This window comes from Luteimonas sp. 22616, assembly GCF_052044325.1.
In the GTDB taxonomy this organism is placed as follows: domain Bacteria; phylum Pseudomonadota; class Gammaproteobacteria; order Xanthomonadales; family Xanthomonadaceae; genus Luteimonas.
The window spans coordinates 1,476,395-1,495,383 of record NZ_JBQEMW010000001.1 but is presented as its reverse complement, the minus strand read 5'-3'; the positions used below and the strand labels follow the sequence as shown (position 1 = coordinate 1,495,383).

The 18,989-nt window shown below is 68.8% G+C and carries 12 protein-coding genes and 2 tRNA genes; 12 read left to right on the top strand and 2 right to left on the bottom strand.

Features of this window, described 5'->3' with window-relative positions; translation table 11 throughout:
- Window positions 1-6: 6 nt before the first annotated feature.
- From ACTJIL_RS06860 to ACTJIL_RS06825, 8 genes are all read left to right on the top strand, one after another.
- A complete protein-coding gene (locus ACTJIL_RS06860; protein ID WP_440754796.1) occupies window positions 7-504 on the top strand; it encodes a CinA family protein in 498 nt (165 codons plus the stop codon).
- 25 nt (window positions 505-529) lie between these two features.
- The gene (gene lexA, locus ACTJIL_RS06855; protein WP_440754795.1) at window positions 530-1,183 is read left to right on the top strand and encodes a transcriptional repressor LexA; all 654 of its coding nucleotides are present in this window, start codon (window positions 530-532) and stop codon (window positions 1,181-1,183) included.
- 181 nt (window positions 1,184-1,364) lie between these two features.
- Entirely contained in the window at window positions 1,365-2,396 is a 1,032-nt protein-coding gene (gene recA, locus ACTJIL_RS06850; RefSeq protein WP_440755867.1) for a recombinase RecA, read from the top strand.
- 7 nt (window positions 2,397-2,403) lie between these two features.
- Entirely contained in the window at window positions 2,404-2,940 is a 537-nt protein-coding gene (locus tag ACTJIL_RS06845; protein ID WP_440754794.1) for a regulatory protein RecX, read from the top strand.
- A 147-nt stretch (window positions 2,941-3,087) separates the two neighbouring features.
- Window positions 3,088-5,739, top strand: coding sequence for an alanine--tRNA ligase (gene alaS, locus ACTJIL_RS06840; protein WP_440754793.1), 2,652 nt, complete (start codon window positions 3,088-3,090; stop codon window positions 5,737-5,739).
- A gap of 146 nt (window positions 5,740-5,885) precedes the next feature.
- On the top strand, window positions 5,886-6,110 hold the full coding sequence (gene csrA, locus ACTJIL_RS06835; RefSeq protein WP_440754792.1) for a carbon storage regulator CsrA: 225 nt from the start codon (window positions 5,886-5,888) through the stop codon (window positions 6,108-6,110).
- Window positions 6,111-6,163: 53 nt separating this feature from the next.
- Window positions 6,164-6,256: transfer RNA gene (locus tag ACTJIL_RS06830), tRNA-Ser, on the top strand.
- 139 nt (window positions 6,257-6,395) lie between these two features.
- A tRNA-Arg gene (locus tag ACTJIL_RS06825) sits at window positions 6,396-6,472 on the top strand.
- A gap of 53 nt (window positions 6,473-6,525) precedes the next feature.
- On the opposite strand, the gene ACTJIL_RS06820 is transcribed toward ACTJIL_RS06825, so the two are convergent.
- The gene (locus ACTJIL_RS06820; protein ID WP_440754791.1) at window positions 6,526-7,374 is read right to left on the bottom strand and encodes a TIGR04325 family methyltransferase; all 849 of its coding nucleotides are present in this window, start codon (window positions 7,372-7,374) and stop codon (window positions 6,526-6,528) included.
- 164 nt (window positions 7,375-7,538) lie between these two features.
- Between ACTJIL_RS06820 and ACTJIL_RS06815 the strand changes: the two genes are divergently transcribed.
- Complete coding sequence (locus tag ACTJIL_RS06815) at window positions 7,539-8,264, top strand: 4'-phosphopantetheinyl transferase family protein (protein ID WP_440754790.1); 726 nt, start codon at window positions 7,539-7,541, stop codon at window positions 8,262-8,264.
- Window positions 8,265-8,497: 233 nt separating this feature from the next.
- Window positions 8,498-9,892, top strand: coding sequence for a TIGR03013 family XrtA/PEP-CTERM system glycosyltransferase (locus tag ACTJIL_RS06810; RefSeq protein WP_440754789.1), 1,395 nt, complete (start codon window positions 8,498-8,500; stop codon window positions 9,890-9,892).
- Here ACTJIL_RS06810 and ACTJIL_RS06805 read toward each other — a convergent pair.
- Window positions 9,889-10,560 (bottom strand): hypothetical protein, encoded by a 672-nt coding sequence (locus tag ACTJIL_RS06805; RefSeq protein ID WP_440754788.1) that lies wholly within the window; start codon window positions 10,558-10,560, stop codon window positions 9,889-9,891. The genes ACTJIL_RS06810 and ACTJIL_RS06805 overlap by 4 nt on opposite strands.
- A 124-nt stretch (window positions 10,561-10,684) precedes the next feature.
- Here ACTJIL_RS06805 and ACTJIL_RS06800 point away from each other — a divergent pair, with 124 nt between their 5' ends.
- Entirely contained in the window at window positions 10,685-11,608 is a 924-nt protein-coding gene (locus ACTJIL_RS06800; protein WP_440754787.1) for a cupin-like domain-containing protein, read from the top strand.
- Between the two features lie 61 nt (window positions 11,609-11,669).
- A complete protein-coding gene (locus tag ACTJIL_RS06795; RefSeq protein ID WP_440754786.1) occupies window positions 11,670-18,989 on the top strand; it encodes a hybrid non-ribosomal peptide synthetase/type I polyketide synthase in 7,320 nt (2,439 codons plus the stop codon).

The following is an 18,989-nucleotide window of genomic DNA, read 5'->3' as shown; positions in this document are numbered from 1 at the left end:
CCATCGATGCCGACTCCTACCGACGCCGAGCTCCAGGTGCTTGCCGAATCGCTCGGCACGCAATTGCGCGAGTCGCGCGACCACCTGGTCACTGCCGAGAGCTGCACCGGTGGCTGGATCGCCAAGACCGTGACCGATATCGCCGGGTCGTCGGACTGGTTCGATTGCGGCATGGTGGCCTACAGCTACGAAGCCAAGCAGGCGCTGCTCGGCGTCCGCGCCGAAACCCTGGAACTCCACGGCGCGGTCAGCCGCGAGACGGTGGTGGAAATGGTGTCCGGCGCGCTGGTCAATTCCGGCGCCAGCATCGCGGTCGCGGTCACCGGCATCGCCGGCCCCGGAGGCGGCAGCGACGACAAGCCGGTCGGCACCGTCTGGATCGGCTGGAAGCGTCGCGGCGGCTACGCCCGCGCCGAAGCCTTCCATTTCGAAGGCAACCGCGACCGCGTGCGCCGGCAGACGGTGGCCGCGGCGTTGCAGGGATTGGAGGACTTGCGGGTCTGATCTATTAGTAGTATTACTACTAACCATGAATCTGTCAGACACCCAGCAAGCCATCCTCAACCTGATCGCCGAGCGCCTCGAGGCGGAAGGCATGCCGCCGTCGCAGGCGGAAATCGCCCGCGCCTTCGGTTTCAGCGGGGTGCGCGCGGCGCAGTACCACCTCGACGCGCTCGAAGCCGCGGGTGCCATCGAGCGCGTGCCCGGGCGCGCGCGGGGCATCCGCCTCTTGCGCGTGCCCGAGGCCGCGCAGCAGGAGCTGGCACTGCCCGCGGCCAATGGCGATGTGCTGCAACTGCCCGTGCTCGGGCAGGTTGCGGCCGGCCTCCCGATCGGCGCGGGCGCCGACGAATTCGGGGCCGCCGAGCAGATGGTGCTGATGGATCGCGCGTTCTTCTCGCCGGCGCCGGACTACCTGCTCAAGGTCAAGGGCGATTCGATGCGCGACGAGGGCATCTTCGACGGCGACCTGATCGGCGTGCACCGCACCGCGGACGCGCGCTCCGGGCAGATCGTCATCGCCCGGGTCGGCGACGAGATCACGGTCAAGCTGCTGAAGATCGGCAAGGACCGCATCCGGCTGCTGCCGCGCAATCCCGACTACTCGCCGATCGACGTGATGCCGGACCAGGAGTTCGCCATCGAAGGCCTGTATTGCGGCCTGGTGAGGCCCAACCGGTGAATCGGGGATTCCCGCCCGTATTCCGCGGTGTTTCCCGACGCGCATGCGGGGCGTGCGCCGATTCCATCGGCCTGCGGGCCGAAGCCATCCTGTTTCCCGCCGCCAAGGTCGCAGCCCTTGCGACCCGGGCCGGCCAGACTGCCCCCAACGCCCCATACCCACAATGACGAGGACCACCACGATGGACGAGAACAAGAAGCGCGCGCTGTCCGCCGCCCTGACCCAGATCGAGAAGCAGTACGGCAAGGGCTCGGTCATGCGCATGGGCGACCGCGTCGCCGAAGTGGTGCCGGTGATCCCGACCGGTTCGCTGCTGCTCGATATCGCGCTGGGCATCGGCGGCCTGCCGCGTGGCCGCGTGGTCGAGATCTACGGCCCTGAATCCTCGGGCAAGACCACGCTGACCCTGCAGACCATCGCGGAATGCCAGAAGCTGGGCGGCGTGTGCGCCTTCATCGACGCCGAGCACGCGCTTGATCCCACCTACGCGCAGAAGCTCGGCGTCAACGTCGAGGACCTGCTGGTCTCGCAGCCCGACACCGGCGAGCAGGCGCTGGAGATCGCCGACATGCTGGTGCGCTCCAACGCCGTGGACATGGTGGTCATCGACTCGGTCGCGGCGCTCACCCCGCGTGCCGAGATCGAGGGCGAAATGGGCGACCAACTGCCCGGCCTGCAGGCACGATTGATGAGCCAGGCCCTGCGCAAGCTGACCGGCAACATCAAGCGCAGCAACTGCATGGTGTTCTTCATCAACCAGCTGCGCCACAAGATCGGCATCATGATGCCCGGCCAGAGCCCGGAAACCACCACCGGCGGCAACGCGCTGAAGTTCTATGCCTCGGTGCGCCTGGACATCCGCCGCATCGGTTCGATCAAGAAGGGCGACGAGATCATCGGCAACCAGACCAGGATCAAGGTGGTCAAGAACAAGATGGCGCCGCCGTTCAAGCAGGTCGTCACCGAGATCCTCTACGGCGAGGGCATCAGCCGCGAAGGCGAACTGATCGACATGGGCGTGGACGCCAAGCTGGTGGAGAAGTCCGGCGCCTGGTACAGCTGCGACGGCGAACGCATCGGCCAGGGCAAGGAGAACGCGCGCCAGTACCTGAAGGACAACCCGGCGGTGGCCGCCAAGATCGAAGCGGCGCTGCGAGCCGACCTCGTGCCCGCGGTGGTGGAGAAGGCCGCGGAAGAAGACGCGGAAGCCTGATCGAGCCGTGTCTTCCGTGCGGTCCCAGGACACATCGGAACCCGGCGCGCCGGCCGATGAAGGTCGGCGCAAGCGGCGCCGGCCCGAACCCACCCCGGCGCAGCGCGCGCTGGGGCTCCTGGTGCGGCGCGAGCATTCGCGCAAGGAACTGGCAAACAAGCTGGCGGCGCGTGGCGTCGCCAGGGACGAGGCGGAGGCGGCCGTCGAACGCATGGCGGCCGAGGGCTGGCAGGACGATGCTCGCTTCGCCGCGAGCGTCGCGCGCTGGCGGGCGGGGGCGGGCTATGGCCCGCTCCGGATCCGCGCCGAACTGGGGACCCATGGCCTCGACGAGGCCATGGTCGCCGGGGCCTTCGCCGCGTTGGCCGAGGCGGGCGAGGATGATTGGCCCCGGCGCGCGTACGAACTCGCCTGCTGCCGCTTCGGCGACGACTTTTTCGGCGACCTGGCACGCCGGCGGAAAGCCGCGGATTTCCTCCTGCGCCGCGGCTTCGACGGCGACACCATCCGCAGTGCCACCCGGGGCGTCCCCGATATCGATTAAGCGCGGTATCCCGGCCATCGGCACAAGGCCGGCGCTGGCTGGCGGCCTGTTAATCTAGGCGTATTGGGTTGTTCGCCCGGTCCCGCGTCCGCACGTTTTGTGGACACCGCGGTATCCGGCTGCACCCGCCAGCCCACAGACGCCAGCATGCCCACACCAAAGACCCCGACCACCGCAGATATCCGTCGCGATTTCCTCGATTTCTTCGCCGCCCGCGGCCACACCATCGTGCCGTCGGCGTCGCTGGTGCCCGGCAACGATCCGACCTTGCTGTTCACCAACTCGGGCATGGTGCAGTTCAAGGATGTATTCCTCGGCGCCGAGAAGCGCAGCTACGTGCGCGCGGCCGACGTGCAGCGTTGCCTGCGCGCCGGCGGCAAGCACAACGATCTTGACCAGGTGGGCTACACCGCGCGCCACCACACCTTCTTCGAGATGCTCGGCAACTGGTCGTTCGGCGACTACTTCAAGAAGGACGCGATCGCCTGGGCGTGGGAGCTGCTGACCGGCGTGTGGAAGATCCCGGCCGAACGCCTGCTGGTCACCGTCTACCACGACGACGACGAAGCCTTCGGCTTCTGGCGCGATGATGTTGGGCTGCCACCCGAACGCATCATCCGCATCGGCGACAACAAGGGCGCGCTGTACGCCTCCGACAATTTCTGGCAGATGGCGGACACCGGCCCCTGCGGCCCGTGCACCGAGATCTTCTACGACCACGGCGCGCACATCGCCGGTGGCCCGCCCGGCTCACCCGACGAAGACGGCGACCGCTTCATCGAGATATGGAACCTGGTGTTCATGCAGTTCGATCGCCAGCCCGATGGCACGCTGCTGCCGCTGCCGGCACCGTGCGTGGACACGGGCATGGGCCTGGAGCGCCTTGCGGCAGTGCTGCAGCACGTGCACGGCAACTACGAGATCGACCTGTTCCAGGCGTTGATCCGCAAGGCTGCGGAGCTCACGAGTACGAGCGACCTGGAGAACAAGTCGCTGCGCGTGATTGCCGACCATATCCGTGCTTGCAGCTTCCTGATCGTCGACGGCGTGCTGCCGTCCAACGAAGGCCGCGGCTACGTGCTGCGCCGGATCATCCGCCGCGCACTGCGCCATGGCTGGATGCTGGGCGTGCGCGAGCCGTTCTTCCACAAGCTCGTCGCCACGCTGGACGCACTGATGGGCGATGCGTACCCGGAACTCACCCGCAGCCGCGAGCTGGTCGAGCGCGCGCTCAAGGCCGAGGAAGAGCGATTCGCCGAGACCCTGGATTCGGGCATGCGCATCTTCGACGAACTCGCCGCGCGCAGCACGGGGACGATCCCGGGCGCGGACGCGTTCCGGCTCTACGACACCTACGGGTTTCCCGTCGATCTCACCGCCGACATCGCGCGCGAGCGCGGCCTGTCGGTCGACATGGCCGGCTTCGACGCCGCGATGGAACACCAGCGCGAAACCGCACGCGCCGCTGGCAAGTTTTCCTCGAACACCGGCCTGCCGGCCGATCTCGTCGCGAAGCTGCAGCCCACCGGATTCCTCGGCTACGACGCGCTCACCGCCGGCGGCCTGCAGGTGGTCGCGCTGCTGCGCGATGGCCGCCCGGTCGAATCGCTCACTGCCGGCGAGGAGGCCGTGGTGTTCCTCGACCGCACCCCGTTCTATGCCGAGTCCGGCGGCCAGGTCGGCGACACCGGCGAGCTGGACGAGCAGGGCGTGCGCTTCACTGTGTCCGATACGCAGAAGTACGCGGGCCAGTTCCACGGCCATGTCGGCAGGCTCGCCGCCGGTACGCTGAAGGTCGGCGACCACCTCGTTGCCGCCGTCGACGGCGCACGGCGCGGTGCCACCATCCTCAACCACAGCGCCACGCACCTGTTGCACGCCGCGCTGCGCCAGGTGCTCGGCACGCACGTCACCCAGAAGGGTTCGCTGGTGGCACCCGACCGCCTGCGTTTCGACTTCTCCCACTTCCAGCCGATGACCGCGGCCGAGCTGGCCGAGGTGGAACGTCGGGTCAACGCCGAGATCCGCGCCAACCACGCCGCCGAAGTGCGGCACATGGACATGCAGGAAGCGCTCGACTTCGGCGCCATGGCGCTGTTCGGCGAGAAATACGGCGAGCGCGTGCGCGTGCTGCGTATGGGCGAGGCGTCCACAGAACTGTGCGGCGGCACCCACGTCTCGCGCACCGGTGACATCGGCCTGTTCAAGATCGTGTCCGAAGGCGGCGTTTCGGCCGGCGTGCGCCGGATCGAGGCGGTGACCGGGCAGGGCGCGCTCGACCACGTTGCGGCGGAAGAGCAACGCCTGGGCGAAGCCGCCCACCTGCTGGGCGGCACGTCCGCCGAGGTCGCCGACAAGCTACGTGGCCTGCTGGACAAGCAGAAGAAGCTCGAGCGCGAACTGGACACCCTGAAGGCCAAGGCCGCCAGCGGCGCGACTGCGGACCTCGCGGGCGAGGCCGTCGACGTCGGCGGGATCAAGGTGCTTGCGGCGCGGCTGGAGGGTTTCGATGCCAAGGCGCTGCGCGACGCGGTCGATCGTCTCAAGCAGCAGCTCGGGCCTGCCGTCGTGGTGCTGGCGGGGGCCAATGACGGAAAAGCCGCGCTGGTCGCCGGTGTCGGCGGCGAGGCGCTGAAGCGGATCAAGGCGGGGGAACTGTTGTCGCACATCGCCGGTCAGATCGGGGGCAAGGGCGGCGGTCGTCCGGACCTTGCACAGGGCGGCGGTGAAGACGGGCCGGCGCTCGCTGCGGCGCTTGAGGGGGTCGCCACCTGGGTCGCTGCGCGACTGGATGAATAACGCCGAAAGCCATGGCACCAGACGCTTGCCCATGGCCGGCCGCAGCCCTTAACATCGTTCGCTTTTCCGACTTGTAAACGTTTTTTCGGCAATCAGGCCGGAAACGTTCGGCCCGGCTTGCCGGGTCGGCCCATGGAGATAGACAAATGTTGATCCTCACCCGCCGCGTCGGCGAGACCTTGATGATTGGCGACTCGGTCACGGTGACCGTGCTCGGCGTCAAGGGCAATCAGGTGCGTATCGGTATCACGGCGCCCAAGGACGTGGCCGTTCATCGCGAAGAGATCTACGAGCGCATCCAGCGCGGCGATGACGCTGATTCGGGCGCGAAGGCCGCTGCTTCGAAGGGAGATTTGCCGGAGCAGGAATGACCCGGTATTCTTCGCGTCCTGTTCCGGTCCGGCAATTGCCGGCCGACAGGTCCGGAGACTTGCCCGAGTGGCCGAAGGGGCTCCCCTGCTAAGGGAGTATGGGGTCAAAAGCTCCATCGAGGGTTCGAATCCCTCAGTCTCCGCCAGTTCCAGAATGCCTCCCGCGAATGCGTTCGCGGGAATCCGCCGACGCCCGTTCGGGTCGCGACGGGAAAATCGGTCGACGGATGTTGTCGATTGACGAAGCAGCCGGTATTCCGGCAGAATTCCGCTTCTGTTTCATGTGCGCCCGTAGCTCAGCTGGATAGAGCACCAGGCTACGAACTTGGGGGTCGGGAGTTCGAATCTCTCCGGGCGCACCAGCGACAACACGAAAGCCGGCGAATCGCTTCGCCGGCTTTTTTGTGTCCTGCCGTCAGCTGGCGAGTTCGAAATGGAAGCCGTGATAGCTGTCGACGGTGCAGCCGGGCTCGTAGGGCACGCGCAGGTGGCGCTCCAGCGATTTCCAGTGGTCGACGAGCCGGTAGCCCTGCGCCTGCATGCCTTCGGTGAACTCCACCACCGACGACACCCGGTACGGGCAGATCGCAATGCCCAGGTTCTGCAGGGTGAAGAAGCTGCGTTCCGGATGCATCGGGGTCAGGTTGACGAGTACGTGCGGTGGCTTGCGCTGCAGTCGCTGCAGCAGTTCCGGCAGCGTGTAGTCGAGGTACTGCAGTGCCCCCGTGCTCAGCAGGATGTCCTTGCCGTCGGCGTGCTCCGGGAAGTCGGTGAAGGACAGCTGGCCACTGGCGTCGTGCCCTTCCGCCCAGCGCTTGCCCGCGGCCATCACCGAGGGCAGATCGTGGATCGTCCAGGTCAGGTCCGGAGGGTAGTCCAGGTACTCGCGGAACCCGTAGTAGCTCACGCCGATGTGCCCGCCCAGGTCGAAGATGCGGCGTTGTCCGTTCGCAATCAGACGTCCGAGCCAGAACACCAGCGGGTAGTCGCTGACGCGGATGCGCTGCATGTGGTCCCGGTACAGGCGCCCGGCGGCGTCGATGTCGTAGCTGGCCGGCAGTTCACGGGAAGACAGGCCATTGGCGGCCGCCTGTGCTGCGGCGAATGTCGGATAGACGCCGAAGTAATCGTTCTCCGTGCTGTAGGGGCGCCGGAACAGACGGCGGCGCAGCGGTTCCGATAGCGGCCGCAGCGCGGGCAGTTCCAGTGCATACAGGCCGCTGCGGCCCAGGAGGGAGCGGATCGTGTTCGGCTCGGATTGCATGGTTTCGCGGATCCCGCTCCTGTCTATGGTTCGTTGGAGACAACGGCGTGCGCGGTTGCATGGGGACAGCCGGCGCCTGCGTCCCGTCCCGTCCCGCGCCGGGCCACGCTCGCCGCCGCCGCCGGGCTATGGTGCGGAGCACCGATCGCCGCGATGATCCACCGATGGACCTGCCCACCGCGTTCGAACATGCGCTCCCATCCGCCGGCTGGCCGTTCGCGGGCGGTCAGGGAACGCTGGCGGTCTTCATCGCGGCCGATGCGTGGTCACGCTGGAATGCCGAAGCTTTCGCCCTGCTGGACATCGACGAGCGCGAGCGCGTGCTGCGCAAGCGACGTCCGGACGATCGCGCGTTGACAACGCTGGCCTATGCCTGCCATCGGCTGTTGCTGTCCACGGTGCTGGAGTGCGCACCCGGCGAGGTGCCACTGGGGCGCGACGCGCGCGGTTGCCCGGTCGTCGCCGGCGACCGGCTCCTGACCAGCCTCAGCCACGCCGACGGGCTGGTGGCGATTGCGGTGTCGTCCGCGGGGCCGGTCGGTATCGACATCGAACCCGCGACCCGCGCCGGCGACATGGTCGAGATCGCCGGCCGCGTCTGCCACCCGCGTGAACTGGCCGCGCTGGCGGCCTTGCCCGACAGCGAGCGCGAGCGGGCGCTCCTGTCGCTCTGGGTATGCAAGGAGGCGCTGCTGAAAGCGGCCGGGATCGGCATGGCGGTCGAGATGGACCGGTTCGAGGCGCCCACGGATCGCGTGCTCGCGCTGCCCGGGAACGCCCGGAACGGCACCGCCACGATCCGGCTGTTCGATGGCGGGGAACGGTTCCTGGCGGCAGTTGCCGCGGCGCCGGGAGCCATCGCCAGCACGTGGCTTGCGCCCGCCGGCTGACCGCAGCCCTGCGCGCACGCATCACCCGGTGGCCTCTCGTGGCACGCGGATGCGTTCGACCTGACACCAGGCAAATGCCGATGGCCGTTCCGCGACAGCGGACGATGGGTAGCAGGGGGATGCATGGACATTCGGGAAGCAGGCAGTCGCAGGGTCAGGCGGCTCGAGGCCGTCCCATCGCAGGCGATTGATTCGCGCCATCCGGCCGTCGCATGGCGAGGGGAGGCAAACGCATGAAAGCCGCGCGATCGAGCCGTTCGGTGCGCGCGATGCGCATGCTCTGGGTGCTGGAGATGGTGCTGCTGATGCTGGCCGTGACCGGCGGCGTCTGGCTGCGCTTCATTGGCGACAACGTCGGGCGCGACGCCTACATCCAGACCGCGCCGCTGCGCAGCCTCGTGGTCGCGTTGGTCATGACCATGGCGATGGCGGCGTTCGGCCTGTACCAGGCGCACGTACGCCAGAACCGTGTCGATTTCCTCCTGCGCCTGCTGCTGTCCTTCGGCTTCGGCGGAGTGGCGCTGCTGGTGCTGTACTACGTGGTGCCGCAGACCTACATCGGCCGGAGCGTGCTGGCGCTGTCGCTGATGCTCGGCTTCCTCGGCATCTACCTGCTGCGCATGGGCTCGCACCACCTGTTCGGCACCGAAGTGTTCAAGCGCCGCGTGCTGGTGTACGGAGCCGGCGCGAATGCCGACCTGATCAACCGCCGCCTGCGCCGCAGCAGCGACCGCCAGTCGTTCAACATCGTGGGCTTCCTGCCCGTCCCGGGACAGGCCGTGGAGGTCGAAGACAAGCTGCTCGTGCGTTCCGACTGCGGGCTGCCCGAGCTGACCGAGATCCTGGGCATCCACGAAATCGTGGTCGCGCCCGACGAACGCCGCGGCGGCCTACCGATGGAGGAAATGCTGGCGTGCGCTCAGAAGGGGGTCAACGTCATCGACCTGGCGGGCTTCTTCGAGCGCGAGGCCGGGATGCTCAAGCTCAACGTGGTCGAGCCGTCGGCGCTGGTGTTCTCGGGAGGCTTCGACCACTCGTTGCCGCGGATGCTCAGCAAGCGGTTCTTCGACGTGGTTGCCGCCAGCCTGCTGCTGCTGGTGAGCTGGCCGGCGATGCTGGTGGTGGCGCTGTGCATCCGGCTCGAATCGAAGGGGCCGGTGCTGTACCGGCAGGTGCGCGTCGGCGAGAGCGGGCAGGGCTTCAGCCTGGTCAAGTTCCGCAGCATGCGCACCGACGCCGAGGGCGACGGCGTGGCGCGCTGGGCGGCTACCAACGACGACCGCGTGACCCGCGTCGGCGCTTTCATCCGCAAGACGCGGCTGGACGAACTGCCGCAGCTGTTCAACGTGCTGCGTGGCGAAATGAGCTTCGTCGGCCCGCGGCCCGAGCGGCCGCAGTTCGTCGACCAGCTCAATCGCGAGATCCGCTACTACAGCGTGCGGCACTCGGTGAAGCCGGGCCTGACGGGCTGGGCGCAGTTGCGCTACCCGTACGGCGCCTCAGTGCAGGATGCCGAGGAAAAGCTGAAGTTCGACCTGTTCTACGTCAAGAACCACGGCCTGCTGCTGGACCTGATGATCCTGCTGCAGACGGTGGAAGTGGTGATGTTCCGGCGCGGCGCGCGCTAGGGAGCCGATTCCGTCGCTGCTTCGGCCGGGGGTTTGGTGCTGCCGGTGCGCAGCGGATAGAGCTGCGAGCTGTACCAGTCCACCAGCTTGCCCTTCTCGAATCGCAGCCAGGATGGGCCATAGCTCCATTCGACATCGCTTTTCCCGACCGGTTCGCCCTGGATGGCGAGAACGGTGGCGATATCCATGCCGAGCTCCAGCCGCGTTGGCGATGGCTTCGGAGGCGAAACCCGTGCCTCCGGCGCTGCATCGGCACTTCCATGCGCGGTCGGTGCAGCCGTCTCCGGAGAGCCGAGCACCAGTCCCGCGACCACTGCTGCGACCAGCAGCAAGGCCAGCCACAAACGCGGCCCCGGGTTGCTCGACGTGTTGCCTGGGCCTGCGCCCACGTCGGCCGACGCTGGCGCGGACGTCGATGCGCGGGCGTGGATCGGCTGCGGAGCACCCGGCAATCTGCCATAGCGCTGCTGGAACCTGATCGCTTCGCCGTATAAGGCGTTGAGGTCGGACAGTGGCAACGCGCCATCGTCGCGTCGCCGACCAGGGTCGCCCCGGTCGGGATGCAGGCCGGCCACGTGGCGACGATACGCATGCCGCAGCTCGTCGATGCTGCAGCCGGGCTTCAGGCCGAGCTCGAAGTAGAGGTGGTTGTAGTCCGGGTTCTTCATCAGCCCTCCGCGCGGCTATCGTACCGGCACGCTGCCGGCAAATGCGCGGTTGGCGCGGACGGTGGCCGCGTTGGGGGCCCACATCCGTTTCTCCCCATGCAAGCAACATGCGTGTGGGGATCTCATGAATGCCATCAGCGAGGATTTGATGCGGTTGCCGGAAGCGGCGTACCGCGCTGGGCCGTGGATCGATTTCGACTCCGGGACCTTTGATCCGTGGCGCATCATGGCCGTCCGGCATCACCTGTCGGACCACCCCCTGCTGCAGCCCGACGCGCTGCTGGCGCTGGGCGAGCGCCTCGAGGCGCGGGGCAGCATCCGCAGCCATGCCAGCGGCGCCAAGCCCGGCACGCCCTTCAACTCCGCGCCCGACCTGTTCCCCAACCCGAAGTCCGCGGCCGAGACCCTGCGCGCGATCCGCGATGCCAGTGCGTGGACCTCGCTGCTCAACGTGCAGATCGACCCGACCTATCGCGGGCTGGTCGGCGAAGTGCTCGAAAGCGTTCGCCCGCGGGTGGAAGCCGTCGACCCCGGCATGTGCCATCGCGGCGGCTGGATCTTCGTCACCTCGCCGAACACGGTCACGCCGTTCCATTTCGACAAGGAACACAACTTCATCCTGCAGATCCACGGCACCAAGCGCATCTACGTCTGGGACCACCGCGACACCGTGGTCGCCAGCGAGCATTCGCGCGACCTGTTTCACCTGAGCAACGAGCGCTACCTGCTGCGCTGGCGCGAGGAGTTCCGCGAGCGGGCGCAGGTCTTCGACCTGGAACCGGGGCAGGGCGCCTACATGCCGTCGACCAGCCCGCACATGGTCGAGAACGGCGGCGAACCGTCGGTCACCGCCAGCTTCACCTACTACACCGACGCCACGCGCCGCGATGCGCTGCTGCACAAGTCGCACGCGCTGATGCGCAGGATGAAAATCACCCCGCCGATGGTCGCGCCGGCCTCGGTTTTCGACACCGCGACCCATGCCATCGCCGCGCTCCTGTCGCGCGCCCCGGCGCCGCAGGCGTTCGCCGAGGTGGTTGCCTCGTGAACGCGGGCCAGGCCATGGCGATGGCGTACACCCGTGCAAGGGCCGCCCGGTGAGCCGGGACGTGCCGGCATCGTCCACCCCGCAGGATGGCATTGGCCTGCTGGACGTGCTGCCGCTGGCCGTGGCCGGGCGCAGCGGCGGGGACGCCTGCGATGTCGCATTCCCGCCGCAGCTGGCGCGCGACTGGCATGCGGCGCTGTCCGCCGGCGCTGACGCCGGCACGCTGCTGTGCGCGGCGCTGGCGATCGTCGAGTCGCGCCTGACCGGCGCCAGCGCAGCGACCACCACGATGATCGGTGCCGATGGCATCCGCCAGGGCGCGCTGGAATCCTGCGCCGTGTACGTCGAGCGCCTGCTGCGGCAGGCCGCTGCGCTGGAAGCCGTCGCGGCGCCCGTGCCCGCCGCATGGGCCGTCGTGCAAGCCGATGCGCCGATCGAATCCGCGCATGACACCGCGCATTCGTTGTGGTCGGTGTCCTCGCGGGGCGACGCGCCGTCGCTCGTGGCCAGGTTCCACGCCCCCCTGGGAACGGATGCGATTGCGCTGTTGGCCGACGCGGCCCTGCGCGCCCTCGCCGGACTGCTCGCCGCCCGCGATGGTTCCACCGACGCGATCGACATCCTCGATCCGCAGCAACGCGATCGCCAGCTGCGCGAATGGAACGACACCGCACGCCCGCGATCGCTTCGGGATACCGTGCACGGCCGCTTCGCTGCGATCCGCGACCAGTCACCCGGTGCGCCGGCCGTCATCGACGCCGCGGAAACGCTCACTTACGCGCAGCTCGACCGTCGTGCCACCGTGTTTGCCTCGCGCCTGCGCGCCGAAGGCGTCGCGGCCGGTGACGTGGTGGCGGTCGCCATGGTGCGTTCGGCGCAGGCCGTGGTCGCGGTGCTGGCTGTGCTGAAGGCGGGCGCCGCCTACTTGCCGCTGGACGTCGCGCAGCCACAGGAACGACTTGCCTTCACCCTGGACGACGCCGGCGTGCGGGTGGCATTGCTTGATGCGGCACAGCGCGACCTGCTGCCCGGGCGCGCCTTGCGCCGCATCGTCGTTGACGAAATTGTCGAAGCGGCCGACGTCGATATCGCGAACGATCCCGATGCAGGCATCGACGGCGACGCACTGGCCTACGTCATGTACACGTCGGGTTCGACCGGCACGCCGAAGGGTGTGGAGATCCGCCACCGCTCGATCCTGCGCCTGGTGTGCGACGTCGACTACATCGATCTCGGTCCGCAGACCCGGATGCTGCACGCCGCGCCGCTGGGCTTCGACGCCTCGACGCTGGAACTGTGGGGCCCGCTGCTCAACGGCGGCTGCGTGGTGGTGCATGACGAGGAACTGCCGACCGGCGCTGGCCTGGAGGCGACGATCCGCCGCCACGGCGTGACCACGGCCTGGCTGACCGCGGCGCTGTTCAACGCGGTGGTCGACGAGGATCCGCGCCAGCTGTCCGGGCTGCAGGCACTGTTCACCGGCGGCGAGGCGCTGTCGGTCGAGCATGTGCGACGCATGCGCGCGGCCGCGCCCGGCACGGCGCTGCATAACGGCTACGGCCCGACCGAATGCACCACCTTCACCTGCACCCATCGCATCGAAAGCGTGCCGGAAGGCGCGGCCTCGATCCCGATCGGGCGGCCGATCGCCGACACGCAGGTCTACATCCTCAACGCGCGCGGCGAACCGGTGCCGGTGGGCGTCGTTGGCGACCTGCATGTCGGTGGCGAAGGCGTGGCACGCGGCTACCTGGGCCGCGCCGACCTGACCTCAGAACGCTTCGTGCCCGACCCATTCGGGCAGCCCGGCGGGCGCCTGTACCGCACCGGCGACCGCGTGCGCCATCTGCCCGATGGCAGCATCGAGTTCGTCGGCCGCGCCGACCACCAGGTCAAGATCCGCGGCTTCCGCATCGAGCCGGGCGAGATCGAGGCGGCGCTGGCCGGGCACGCGGGGGTGAAATCCTGTGCCGTGATTGCGCGCGACGACAGCGTCGGCGGCAAGCAGCTGGTGGCCTACTACGTGGTGCAGGGCGAAGCGCCGTCGGCGCCGCAGCTGCGCGCGTTCCTGGCCAAGACGCTGCCGGACTTCATGGTGCCAGCGCGCTACGTCCGGCTCGAGGCGATGCCTGTCACCGCCAACGGCAAGCTCGACCGCCGTGCATTGCCGGCGCCCGGGCACGGCAGGCCCGAACTCGCAGTGGCGTTCGAACCGGGCGCCGACACCCTCGAGCATGCGCTGTGCCAGGCGTTCGCCGAACTGCTCGACATCGACCGCGCCGGCCGCCACGACAACTTCTTCGAACTCGGCGGCAGCTCGCTGCTGGCGGTGAAGCTCGCCGAACGCATCCGCCGCATGCCCGGTCACGACGGTGCGTTCGCCACGACCATCATCTTCGGCCGCCCGACGCCGGCGCTGCTTGCCGCCGAACTGCGCGGACAGGCCAGCCGCACCATCGATGCCACGCGCATCAGTCGTGCCGTCGATCGCCGCACCGGCGCCGCGGACGAACCGATCGCCATTGTCGCGATGGCCGGCCGCTTCCCCGGCGCCGCCGATGTCGAGGCGTTCTGGCGGAACCTGTGCGAGGCGCGCGACACGATCCGCCATTTCGACGCCAGTACGCTGGACCCGGCCGTCAGTGCAGAGGACCGTGCGGATCCGGCCTACGTGCCGGCGCGCGGCGTGGTCGACGACGTCGAATTGTTCGATGCGGCGTTCTTCGGCATCGGCCCGCGCGAAGCGGAGTTGATGGATCCGCAGCAGCGCATCTTCCTCGAATTGTGCTGGGAGTGCATGGAGCGCGGCGGACATGCACCGGGCGAGTCGGCCGGGCCGGTCGGCATCTTCGCCGGCATGTACAACGCCACCTATTTCCAGCGCCACGTGATGCAGCACCCGGATCTGGTCGACAAGGTCGGTGCGTTCCAGGTGATGCTCGGCAACGAGAAGGACTACATCGCCACCCGCGTGGCGCACAAGCTCAACCTTACCGGTCCGGCGATCAGCGTGCACACCGGCTGCTCGACCTCGCTGGTGGCGATCTGCCAGGCCGTCGACAGCCTGCGCGCCGGCCGCTGCGACATGGCCCTGGCTGGTGGTGCATCGATCACCTGTCCACCCGCCAGCGGCTACCGCTATCAGGAAGGCGCGATGCTGTCGCCGGACGGGCACACGCGCACCTTCGACGCCGACGCCAGGGGCACGGTGTTCAGCGACGGCGCGGCGGTAGTGCTGCTCAAGCGGCTGTCCGATGCGATCGCCGACGGCAACGAAGTGGTCGCGCTGATCCGCGGCGGCGCGGTCAACAACGACGGCGCCGACAAGGCCAGCTTCACCGCGCCCAGCGCGCAGGGCCAGGCCGCGCTGGTGGCGATGGCGCTGGACGACGCGGGCGTGGACGCGCGCAGCATCGGTTATGTGGAAGCGCACGGCACCGCCACGCCGCTGGGCGACCCGATCGAAATCGAAGGCCTGTCGAAGGCGTTCCGCCGCCACACCAACGACACCGGCTTTTGCCGCATCGGTTCGGCCAAGAGCAACGTCGGCCACCTGGTGATCGCGGCCGGCGCGACCGGCGTGATCAAGACCGCGCTGTCGCTGCAGCAGCGCTGCATCCCGGCAAGCCTGCACTTTACGGGACCAAACCCGGCGATCGACTTCGCCGGCTCGCCGTTCGTGGTCAACGACGCGATGACTGCGTGGCCGGACGGCGATGCGCCGCGGCGTGCGGGCGTGAGTTCGTTCGGCGTGGGCGGCACCAATGCGCACGTGGTGATGGAGCAGGCGCCGGCGCGTGCCGATTCTGAGCCTGCGCACGGTCCGCAGTTGCTGGTGTTGTCGGCGCGCACGCCTGCGGCGCTGGCGCAGGCCGCAAGGCGGCTTGGCGACCACCTGATGGAAACGCCGGACGGCAACCTTGCCGACGTCGCGTGGACGCTGGCGGTCGGCCGCAAGGCTTTCGCGCATCGGCTGGCACTGGTGGCGGATGACGGCGCCGATGCGGCGACGCAGCTGCGGGGCGACGAACTGGCATCGGTGGCGTCGCGCAGCCGGCCGGCGCGCGACAGCGACGTGGTGTTCCTGTTCCCGGGGCAGGGCGCGGTCTACGCGGGCATGGGCCGCGAGCTGTACGCCGCGGAGCCGGTGTTCCGGCAAGCGATCGACGAGTGCGTGGACGCTCTCACCGGCGAGCCCGGCTTCGAAACGGTGTCGCTGCGCGACCTGATGTTCGGCGACGACGCGCAGGCGCTGCTGCCCACCGCGGTGATGCAACCGGCCACGTTCGCCATCGAGTACGCGCTGGCGCGGCTGTGGATGCATCGCGGCATCCAGCCGTCGGCGATGATCGGCCACAGTGTCGGCGAGTTCGCCGCCGCGGCCCTCGCCGGGGTGTTCACGCTGCCCGATGCGATGCACTTGGTCGCGCACCGCGGGCGACTGATGCAGGCGCAGCCGGCCGGCGCGATGCTGTCGGTGCGCGCCGGTTTCGACGCCATCGACCAGCGCTTGCCGGCCACACTGTCGATGGCTGCGGAAAATGCCCCGGGCAGCTGCGTGGTGGCGGGGCCGTTCGACGCGATCGAGGCGTTCCAGGCGCAGCTGGAAGGCGACGGCATCGCCTGCCGCGCGCTGCGCACCTCGCATGCCTTCCACTCGGCAATGATGGAGCCGGTGGTCGCGTCATTCCGCACGCTGGTCGAGGCGACCCCACGCCGCGCGCCCGCGCTGCCGATCATCTCCACCGTCAGCGGCGACTGGCTCGACACCGACGCCGCCACGTCCGCCGATTACTGGGCGCGCCACCTGCGCGAGCCGGTGCGCTTCGCGCCCGCGCTGGGCCGCCTGCTCGACGGCGGCGGCGCACGTGTCCTGCTCGAGGTCGGGCCGCGCACCACGCTGTGCACGCTCGCGCGCCAGCACCCGCAGGTGCAGAAGCAGCAGGTGGGCGCGGTCGCGTCGCTGGCCGATGCTCCGGACCGGGAGGTCGCGCTGCTGCGGCTGGCTGCCGGCCAACTCTGGTGCCACGGCGCCGCGATCGATCCGGCCATCTTCGACACGCGCAGCATCCGCCGCCGCGTGCAGCTGCCGACCTATCCGTTCGAACGCAAGCGCCACTGGGTCGATGCGCTGCCTTCCCACCCGGTCGCTGCCGCGGCGCCCGCCGTTCCCGGACTCACCGAGCTGCAAGCAATCCAGGCGCAGCCCGCTCCCCATATCCCCGTTCCCCACATGCAAGCCCAACCGGTTGCCACCATGGATCGCAAACCACGCCTGATCGCGCAGCTCAAGGACCTCTTCGAGGACGTCGCGGGATTCGACCTCGCCGACGCCGACAGCGGCACCAACTTCATCGAGCTCGGCCTCGACAGCCTGATGCTCACCCAGGTCGCGCTGCAGCTGCAGAAGAGCCTGGGCAGCAAGGTCAGCTTCCGCCAGCTGATGGGCGAGTGTTCGTCGCTCGACCGCCTTGCCGCACGCCTGGACGAGGAACTTCCGCCGGAGGCTGCACCCGTCCCGCAGGCGGCACCGGTCGCCACGCCCGCGGTGCCTGCCGCACCCGCCGTGGCGTTCGCGATGGCCGCATCGCCGTCGCAGCCGGCGGCGGGTGGCGACTACATGCGCCACGTCATCGAGCAGCAGATGCAGTTGATGTCGCAGCAGCTGGCCTTGTTGTCCGGCGCAGCCGCGACGCCTGTCATGGCCACGCACGCTGCGACGGCACCGGCAACCGTGCCGGTCACTCCGCCGGCCGCAACGCCGGTCGTGCAACCGGTGGCCGGTGCGGCCCCGACGACGGTCGACGACGAAGAGGCCGCGATCGCCCACACCACCTACGACGTCAAGAAGGCTTTCGGTGCCATCGCCCGGATCGACAAGTCCGCATCCGGCGAACTCGGCCTGCACCAGCGCCGCAAGCTCGACGCCTTCATCGAGCGCTATGTCGCGCGCACCCGCAAGTCGAAGGACTACACCCAAGCCAACCGCGCCCACATGGCCGACCCGCGCGTGGTCAACGGCTTCAAGCCGATGCTCAAGGAAATGACCTACCAGATCGTGGTCGAGCGCTCCAAGGGCTCGCATCTGTGGGACCTGGACGGCAACGAGTACGTCGACGCGCTCAACGGATTCGGCATGAGCCTGTTCGGCTGGCAGCCGGATTTCGTCGTCGACGCGATACGCCGGCAGCTCGACCTGGGCTACGAGATCGGCCCGCAGCACCCGCTGGCCGGCGACGTCACGCGGCTGGTGTGCGAGGTGACCGGGCACGACCGCGCGGCGCTGTGCAACACTGGCTCCGAGGCGGTGCTTGGTGCGCTGCGCATCGCGCGCACGGTGACCGGGCGCGAGACGGTGGTGCTGTTCACCGGTGCCTACCACGGCATCGTCGACGAGATGATTGTGCGCGGCACCCGCAAGCTGCGCGCGGTGCCGGCCGCGCCGGGCATCCTGCGCAACACCGCCGAGCACGTGCTGGTGCTCGACTACGGTACGCCCGAAGCGATGCAGGTCATCCGCGAGCGCGCGCACGAGATTGCGGCGGTGCTGGTGGAACCGGTGCAGAGCCGGCGCCCGGATTTCCGCCCGGTGGAATTCCTGAAAGAGCTGCGCGAGGTCACCCGCGAGGCCGGCGCGCTGCTGGTCTTCGACGAAGTGGTGACCGGATTCCGCGCACACCCAGCGGGTGCGCAGGGACTGTTCGGCATCCAGGCCGATCTCGGCACCTACGGCAAGGTCGTCGGCGGCGGCTATCCGATCGGCGTGATCGCGGGCAAGCGCGAGTACATGGACGCACTCGACGGCGGCCACTGGCAGTTCGGCGACGACTCGGTGCCGACCGTGGGCGTCACCTATTTCGCCGGCACCTTCGTGCGCCACCCGCTGGCGCTGGCCGCGGCCAAGGCGGTGCTCGAACACGTCAAGGCGCAGGGCGGGCAGATGCAGGAGCGCCTCAACACGCGCGTCACCGCGATGGCCGACGAACTCAACGCCTTCTGTGCCGAAGTCGGTGCGTCGGTCGAAGTGCGTCACTTCGCCTCGGTGTGGAAGACCTTCTTCCTCGAGGACCACCCGCTGCAGGACCTGCTGTTCGCGATGATGCGCAGCCGCGGCGTGCACATCCTCGACAACTTTCCGTGCTTCCTGACCACCGCGCACAGCGAGGCCGACTTCAGGAAGATCATCCAGGCGTTCAAGGATTCGATCACCGAGCTGCAGGAGTCCGAGTTCCTGCCGCGCCGTGCGGCCACCGCGCACACGGTGATGGACCCGGCGCGCCCCGCGGTGCCCGGTGCGCGCCTCGGGCGCGATCCCGAGGGACGCCCGGCCTGGTTCGTGCCCAACCCCGATGCCCCCGGCAAGTTCCTCAAAGTAGGTTGA

Excerpts from the sequence above, each read along its gene's own strand:
- ACTJIL_RS06805 (WP_440754788.1), bottom strand. The coding sequence starts at position 10,560 with ATGAAGAACCCGGACTACAACCACCTCTACTTCGAGCTCGGCCTGAAG.
- ACTJIL_RS06810 (WP_440754789.1), top strand. The coding sequence starts at position 8,498 with ATGAAAGCCGCGCGATCGAGCCGTTCGGTGCGCGCGATGCGCATGCTC.
- ACTJIL_RS06800 (WP_440754787.1), top strand. The coding sequence starts at position 10,685 with ATGAATGCCATCAGCGAGGATTTGATGCGGTTGCCGGAAGCGGCGTAC.
- ACTJIL_RS06860 (WP_440754796.1), top strand. The coding sequence starts at position 7 with ATGCCGACTCCTACCGACGCCGAGCTCCAGGTGCTTGCCGAATCGCTC.
- ACTJIL_RS06815 (WP_440754790.1), top strand. The coding sequence starts at position 7,539 with ATGGACCTGCCCACCGCGTTCGAACATGCGCTCCCATCCGCCGGCTGG.
- recA (WP_440755867.1), top strand. The coding sequence starts at position 1,365 with ATGGACGAGAACAAGAAGCGCGCGCTGTCCGCCGCCCTGACCCAGATC.
- csrA (WP_440754792.1), top strand. The coding sequence starts at position 5,886 with ATGTTGATCCTCACCCGCCGCGTCGGCGAGACCTTGATGATTGGCGAC.
- lexA (WP_440754795.1), top strand. The coding sequence starts at position 530 with ATGAATCTGTCAGACACCCAGCAAGCCATCCTCAACCTGATCGCCGAG.
- ACTJIL_RS06820 (WP_440754791.1), bottom strand. The coding sequence starts at position 7,374 with ATGCAATCCGAGCCGAACACGATCCGCTCCCTCCTGGGCCGCAGCGGC.
- alaS (WP_440754793.1), top strand. The coding sequence starts at position 3,088 with ATGCCCACACCAAAGACCCCGACCACCGCAGATATCCGTCGCGATTTC.